Here is a 6,465-nt window from a genome sequence, read left to right as displayed (position 1 = left end):
GCCTCTTAGAAGAATCATTGCCAGAAGTACATTATTGTTAAAAAACTCTTTTTAATCAGTGCACTAACCTTATTCTCAGCCTCATCTCAAACAGAGAAAATCCCTTACCTAGAGTGCGGAATAGAAAAGTCAACTTACATGACGCATGATGATAAAGTTATTGAAGTCCCGCCATTAGTATTCAGAGTTAAGCACGGTAATGATGAACCAACCGTTATGCTGCAAACTTAGTGGTTAGCTAAACTCCAGCATGCATGGGTTCATACTGTAGCCATAGATGGTAAAAGGCTAGAAAATGAGCACATGGGATTGACGTCGACGGTTACTCTTCCATGGAGGTACGAAATGAAGCCAGACCGTATTGTCCTGTATAGTGAATACGGTTACGAGTACACGGGAAACTACTTTACTAAAGCTATCAGACAAATGGTGATCGAACGTACGAGCGGTAATATTGTAATTTTTGACGATAAGGGTGGTGTAAATACTGAAGGCAGATGTGAAACAGTAAAAGTGAAGTTCTAAATCTGTGCCCACGTTTTGTAAGTGACCTTCCACATTTGAAGCAGGAAAGCTGTTAGCTATGGACATCTCGCTTCTGTCCCAAACAGTGGCATAAGTCTAGACTGTGGGGCGATACAAATAACCTCACCCTATAAGTACTAAAGAGTTGTCGTCGACTTTCCCGTATACCCATTAAAAAACCAGCTCAACATCCTACCGTCATCCTGACTCTCTGGGGTTTTACCATTGGGTTTTCCAAACGTTGACTCTAGCACTCCACTCGCAGCAGTGTTAATTCGGCAACGAATGACATCTAGACTGTGATGTATGAATACCGAGTCTCCTCGAATGGATGTAGAATAACGGACGTACATTTTCCTTTCCGATGAAATGTACCCGGATTTTTCCAATCTACTTGCTAGCAAATCTGCCTGTAATTTTGTTAAAGATAAAGAATTCATGATTATTGATTCGGTTAAAAACTCATGGGACAGTGTATCCATATGGAGACATTTAGCCTAATAGCTTATGTGATTATAAATGACGGTCTATAGAGGAAACTAATAAATGTTTGAGAGAATTGAAGATCTGACGTTTGTTAACTGGAAAGATTTTGGTGTGATTGTCGAAGAAAGTGCCAATGACACTGCTTTCACAACGATCAAAGATTACGCACAAACGATAGGTTTTATACTAGGCACCCGCGCTACTCGAGCCTCACAAGAATTGATGTCTTTAACGAAAATGTTCCCGTTTTCGGTTGTTAAAGGCAATCCCAATCAATATCCATATAGAGTCCTCGAAGCGATTTTTTTCACTGTTATCGTTACAGCAGAAGAACGAGATATCATCCTAGCGGCAACAGCTGAAAACGCGACCCAAAAAGCCAAAGAGAGAGCCTATAACGTTTTAGAACCTCTCTTAATTGAGCCACCTAAGTTTCTTTTAAACTAAGACGCTTTTGTCCCAGATCGATTCGTGTAACCAGATGAAAATAATTACAAAAATGATCACTATTGCCCCGTAGAAGTTACTAGCTTTTTTCAAATGTCCTCTTGCAAATGATTGCGAGAAAGATGGAGATATTTGAATGAGCGATGCACCAGAAGATAGTGATAATTTAAGTCTGCGGAAAGTGAGATAGAATGATTAGCGCGTGCCAATCCATTCAATTCTACATATGAGATTATTATGAAAAACTCTAAAATCAAAGCTATTATTGCTCTTTTGTTCTGCGTTGGTGCCACAAAGATCTATGCTAGTGAAGAATGGGGATATATAGCAAATGACCATTATGAATGTGAAAATGATCACATGGCGATTAATACATCAAAGGGTTGGTTATTAGCTGAGGCCTACCCTCCATACTCTGGCTTGAATTCAGGCTCTTACATCAAAGGCAATCTGCGTCAATATGGATTTCAAGACGTTTTAGTGTTTAAAAATGAACATGACTCGTCTCCTTCAAGCGCAAGGATCTATATTGATAATTACTGGATGAGTGATGAAGATGCTGGGCGATATTGCTACTCCGGTGAGGACCTGTAGGTTACTTCAAAACTATCTTGACTACTTCTATCCGGCTTGAATCGTATGCTTGGAAAGCCTTCACTCTGCTGTTCTCAAACTTGCTTTTGTCCCGAAGCGAATCATCACGGGCGCACCACCTTGAGGCTTGCCTTGAAATTAACGATACAGAGACTTGGTCGACTCTCTGACGATTAAATCAATGGGTGGCAATCGAGCTTCATGCCGTTCGCCAGATAACAAGTTCAAGATCGACTGAGCACACACTTCGCCAATCTCTTCAATCGGCTGCCTTAAGGTGGTTAACGCTGGCGTAAAATACTTCGACGTTGGCAAGTCATCAAACCCAATCACAGACACATCTTCTGGCACTTTATAACCGTGGTCAGACAGCGCCTTAATCGCACCGTAAGCCGTTTGGTCATTAGCAGCAAACAAGGCGGAGAAGTGAACCTTAGATTCAATCAACTCTACCGTTTTCTCGTAGCCTGACTCACTACTGAAATCACCCTGTTTAACGAGTTTTGGCATCACTTTAATACCCGCCTCTTGAAGTGCTTTCTTATAGCCTTCAAAGCGATTTCCCGAATCAGGTTGAGTTGAAAGCCCCTTAATATGAGCAATATTCACATGCCCTTGTTGCAGTAAATGTAAGGTTGCCATGTAGCCGCCCAACACGTTATCAATGTTGATGGAGCGGACATTATTCTCAACAAAATCGTAGCCAACCATCACGATAGGAATGTCTTGTGCATACTTGGCAATCTCTTCCTGAGTAATGCTTCCTGTCACGATGATCATGCCATCCACGTTACTTTTTGCGAGATACTCCAACGCGTGCATTTCTAACTTTTTCTGCCAATGCCCTGTCGCGATCACTAACGAATAGCCTTGAGCGATCAGTGTTTTCTCCATGTCATTGAGAATACGACTGGTATAAGGGCTGTCAGGGTGTTGCACCAAGACACCAATGGTGAGTGAACGTCGGTTGGTGTTTTCTTGCATTTGAAAATTAGGTTTGTAGCCAGTGTCTTTAATCGCTTGCTCAATATTTTGGCTTTTATCGTCAGACACATAAGTGGTTCGATTAAGGAAGCGAGACACAGTGCTGGGAGAAACACCAGCCAGTCTTGCTACATCGTATACTGTTGTTTTTTTTGTTTTAGTGCGCATCTCGAATCCCTAATCAAGTGACATTCGGGGAGCTTTAAGCTCCCCATCAGTTTCTACCTGCATACCACTGCTTTCGTTAAAACTCGTGTCATTAAGTTAATACATGTAAGCGAAGATCATCCCCGGTCTGAAGTAACGACCAGCCGTATATTTCAAGCCAGTACTCAGTAACCATTTGTGTAAGCCTGCCAGCTTTTCTAACGGAATTTCACCGCTCACCATTTTAACAAAATTATCAGTATCTTTCGTCAAGGTTGGATTAATCCGACCGTCAGACAGCACACAGTTTTGACATTTAAGTACACTTAGCCAGTTTTTCGCATCATTTTGCGTCAATTTAAATGCTTCTATAAGATCTGCCTCATTGACAGACACAGAGCAATTGAACCCTTCTGGCGCTGCAAATGGAATTTTTGAATAGTCATAGAGTGCGGTATACACGGTATCCATCAATGTTTCTGCTTGCTGGTTTTTACCTGCCAGACTCAACGCCGTTGCGACACTAAACTGCACACCAATCCACACATCTTGAGCCTGAAATGCCTCATGCGGCGAACCATCGGCCAACGTCATATTCGCAACCCCAAGCTTAGGGCTGTTAATTTCGAAGTTATGCTTATAAACATAGTCTAGTGCGCGTTGGATGTTCTCTTGCGGGAAAATACCTTCTAAACCGATGAGCTTTAGGTAGCTGTCAGCCAACAAGGCATCGCCAAAGCTGTTGTCGGAATCTGGCACTAAATCTAAGTATTCTTGAGTAAAGGCTTGTGGCGCCGTCTCACTCAGCAAGCGTTTCTTAGAGACTCTTTGAGATACCTTACTGATGCTGATGGAAGTATCCGTTTCATTGAGATAGGTATTGAGCGTGTTCTTGTCAGCAATCGCATCACCAGTCAATGAAAGTCCTAAGGTTTCCAGAGCTTGATAGCCTTCACCTGTTAAATGCTTGGCTTGAACTGGCGTCACGAAGAAGTGGTAGTAACCCTCTTTGTCATCCCACAAGCTTTGCTCAACGGTTGCCAACGCCTTTTTAGAACGCGTTAAGTAACCGCTAGCTCGCTCGCTTTCACCCATCAATTGAGCAAGTTCGCTCGCGGCTTGCAAGCCAGCAACCCACAGGCTCGCACAATAAATAGAGATGCCGTGAGAAGCTAGGTTATCAAAGGTATCGTCTGTTCCACGGGTTAGCGGCAAATCATCGCCTTCAGCGATCAAGTTCGATAAGAAATCGATGCTCTCTGTTACGGCCTGCCAGCACTCTTTAACCACAGAAATATCTTGTGTGTTTTGATAGTGGCGGTACACCATCAGAATGTATTTCGGTGCTAAGTCCTTCCACTCTTTCACGTTGTGCCAGCTGTACGCGTCAGGCTGGATGTCGAATGGGCTGCCCAAGTCGTGGATTACCGCGCCTCGAATGGCACGTACGCCTTGGTACTTGTCATCAATCAATTCTGCATTAGGCGTCGCTTCGTATTCCCAGTATCGGCGCTCGGTAAAGTCTTCCGCCAAAATGGCTTTCGAGAACGCTTTCATCACGCAGCCATCAAGCTCAGGCAGCAAATAAAGCAGCGAAAATGAGCCGTAGAAGTACACATCCAGAGAGTTAAAGAATGGGTAGTCGACACACTCTTTTACTAAGAACTTATCTTCTTTGTCCCATACCGTTGATTCCGCTAAGAACGACAATGAGTTCATCGCCATCGTCGCATAGCGAAGTGCCGATTCAGGCTGCGAGATCTTGTTTTGAGCTTGCTCTAAGAAAGTTGTTTGTTGTGCGACGATCTGCTGCTCAATGGCTTCGAGCTTTGGCAACATGTCTTCTAACATAGGTAATGCAGGCTTTACTTGCGGGTAAAATTGCGTGTAAGCCTTATCTGAGTGCCAACCATTAAGCATGACTTTGCTGTGAGCCATCACCTGTGCAAAACGCAGGTCAACAGACTCACCCGCTTCTAATTCAACCTGAACAACAACCAATGCGCTCAATGCTTCACGCCCCGTATAAATTCCTGTTTGGAATTCAGCGTTGGTACGGCCTGTTTTCAGTGCGAACTCTGTTTGCTGAGCAGTCTTAGAGGTATAAAGCGTTGGTTTGACAGAAATCGAAACCTTACCAGATTCAGTCAAATGGTTATCCGCTTGAACACCAAACACCACTTCGCCTTCAATATCGCTTTGATAAGGCGATTGGCTAGACAATTGAACACCCGTAAAACTGTGACTTTCGCCTTTTAAGTTAACCACTTCATGCTGCTGAGCAATCGGATTTTGAGACAAGGTACATGCCGAATCCTGAATGCCATCACGGCCTTTTTGGTAGGTAGAGCCAATCAAGTTTTGTAGCGGCTGAGCAAGCGTAATCACGCGTGGTTGCGATGAATTATTGGTTAATTCGAAGTGATTCCAATGCATCGGTAAAGAGCAAAGGCGTTTGTTCTCTTTAACGATCGGAGAGACTACCTTACGCTTTATATTAATATCTTCGAAGCTACTGTATTTATATTCAGCCAGTGGATATAAAGCTTGGCATTCTATATCCCTGCCATTAACACTATCTATATCACTGCCATTGATACTATCCATATCATTATTATTACCCGCAGTGAGTGATAATAATCTCGTTGTATCATTTATTAATAAACCATTAAAGAAATCTAAGGCTACATATAATTGACAAATAGTTGAAGATGAATCTTCTTCAATCAACAATTGAGTCTTATTTGAAAATTCAACGTTCCATTTTGTAAAGTTAGTTTTATTTTCTTGGTAGAAGCGACCATTTTTTAATGCTGTTTGAATGAGACTAATCGCATTCGACATTTCTCTACTTTCAATCTTTTTTCCATCGAACAAAGCAGGATAGAAGTTCAGGTGAACGCTTAGCTCTTGTTCATTAAAAACTTGCAGCGTGTCGATGGTTGGCACATTCATCACTGACGCATAAAAATCATTAAAATTAATAACTTGCTCTGAACAATCGACAAATATTCCCGGAATAAAGCTGAAATTTGGTGTTTTTCCGTTTGGCGTCAGTGTAAATGTGTTACCAATTCCGCCCACCGCCATACCGGTATTTTCTGGTGTGGTAGAAATTGGCGTGTACCAAGGTTGAATAAATTCAACTGCATCACCTTTTTTACATAAGTGTTCCGAATTTCCTGAGTAGCTCGTATATGGAATTTTATTATTCATTTTAAAACCGCCATTGAATATTTTTTTCTTCTTGTTAATATCTTTTTAAAATGGAGACATCAACAT

The 6,465-nt window shown here is 42.2% G+C and carries 5 protein-coding genes; 3 read left to right on the top strand and 2 right to left on the bottom strand.

What is annotated here, in order from left to right:
- Positions 1-345: 345 nt before the first annotated feature.
- The 3 genes from AB4653_RS04890 (at position 346) to AB4653_RS04880 (ending at position 2,052) form a co-directional block, all read left to right on the top strand.
- Positions 346-525: a hypothetical protein gene (locus AB4653_RS04890; protein ID WP_102257651.1), complete on the top strand. Its 180-nt coding sequence runs from the start codon at positions 346-348 to the stop codon at positions 523-525.
- 546 nt (positions 526-1,071) lie between these two features.
- Positions 1,072-1,458 (top strand): hypothetical protein, encoded by a 387-nt coding sequence (locus AB4653_RS04885; protein WP_102257652.1) that lies wholly within the window; start codon positions 1,072-1,074, stop codon positions 1,456-1,458.
- A gap of 237 nt (positions 1,459-1,695) precedes the next feature.
- Positions 1,696-2,052 carry a hypothetical protein gene (locus tag AB4653_RS04880; protein ID WP_102257653.1) on the top strand — a complete coding sequence of 119 codons (357 nt, stop codon included), beginning with the start codon at positions 1,696-1,698 and terminating at the stop codon, positions 2,050-2,052.
- A gap of 138 nt (positions 2,053-2,190) precedes the next feature.
- On the opposite strand, the gene AB4653_RS04875 is transcribed toward AB4653_RS04880, so the two are convergent.
- Together AB4653_RS04875 and AB4653_RS04870 are read right to left on the bottom strand one after the other, a co-directional pair.
- Complete coding sequence (locus AB4653_RS04875) at positions 2,191-3,204, bottom strand: LacI family DNA-binding transcriptional regulator (RefSeq protein ID WP_102257654.1); 1,014 nt, start codon at positions 3,202-3,204, stop codon at positions 2,191-2,193.
- Between the two features lie 96 nt (positions 3,205-3,300).
- Positions 3,301-6,399: a GH116 family glycosyl hydrolase gene (locus AB4653_RS04870; protein ID WP_102257655.1), complete on the bottom strand. Its 3,099-nt coding sequence runs from the start codon at positions 6,397-6,399 to the stop codon at positions 3,301-3,303.
- Positions 6,400-6,465 lie beyond the last annotated feature (66 nt).

It is taken from the genome of Vibrio sp. 10N.222.48.A3, assembly GCF_041475345.1.
Classification (GTDB): Bacteria; Pseudomonadota; Gammaproteobacteria; order Enterobacterales; family Vibrionaceae; genus Vibrio; species Vibrio tasmaniensis_A.
The sequence above is the reverse complement of the archived record's forward strand: the minus strand, read 5'-3'. Positions and strand labels throughout refer to the sequence as shown.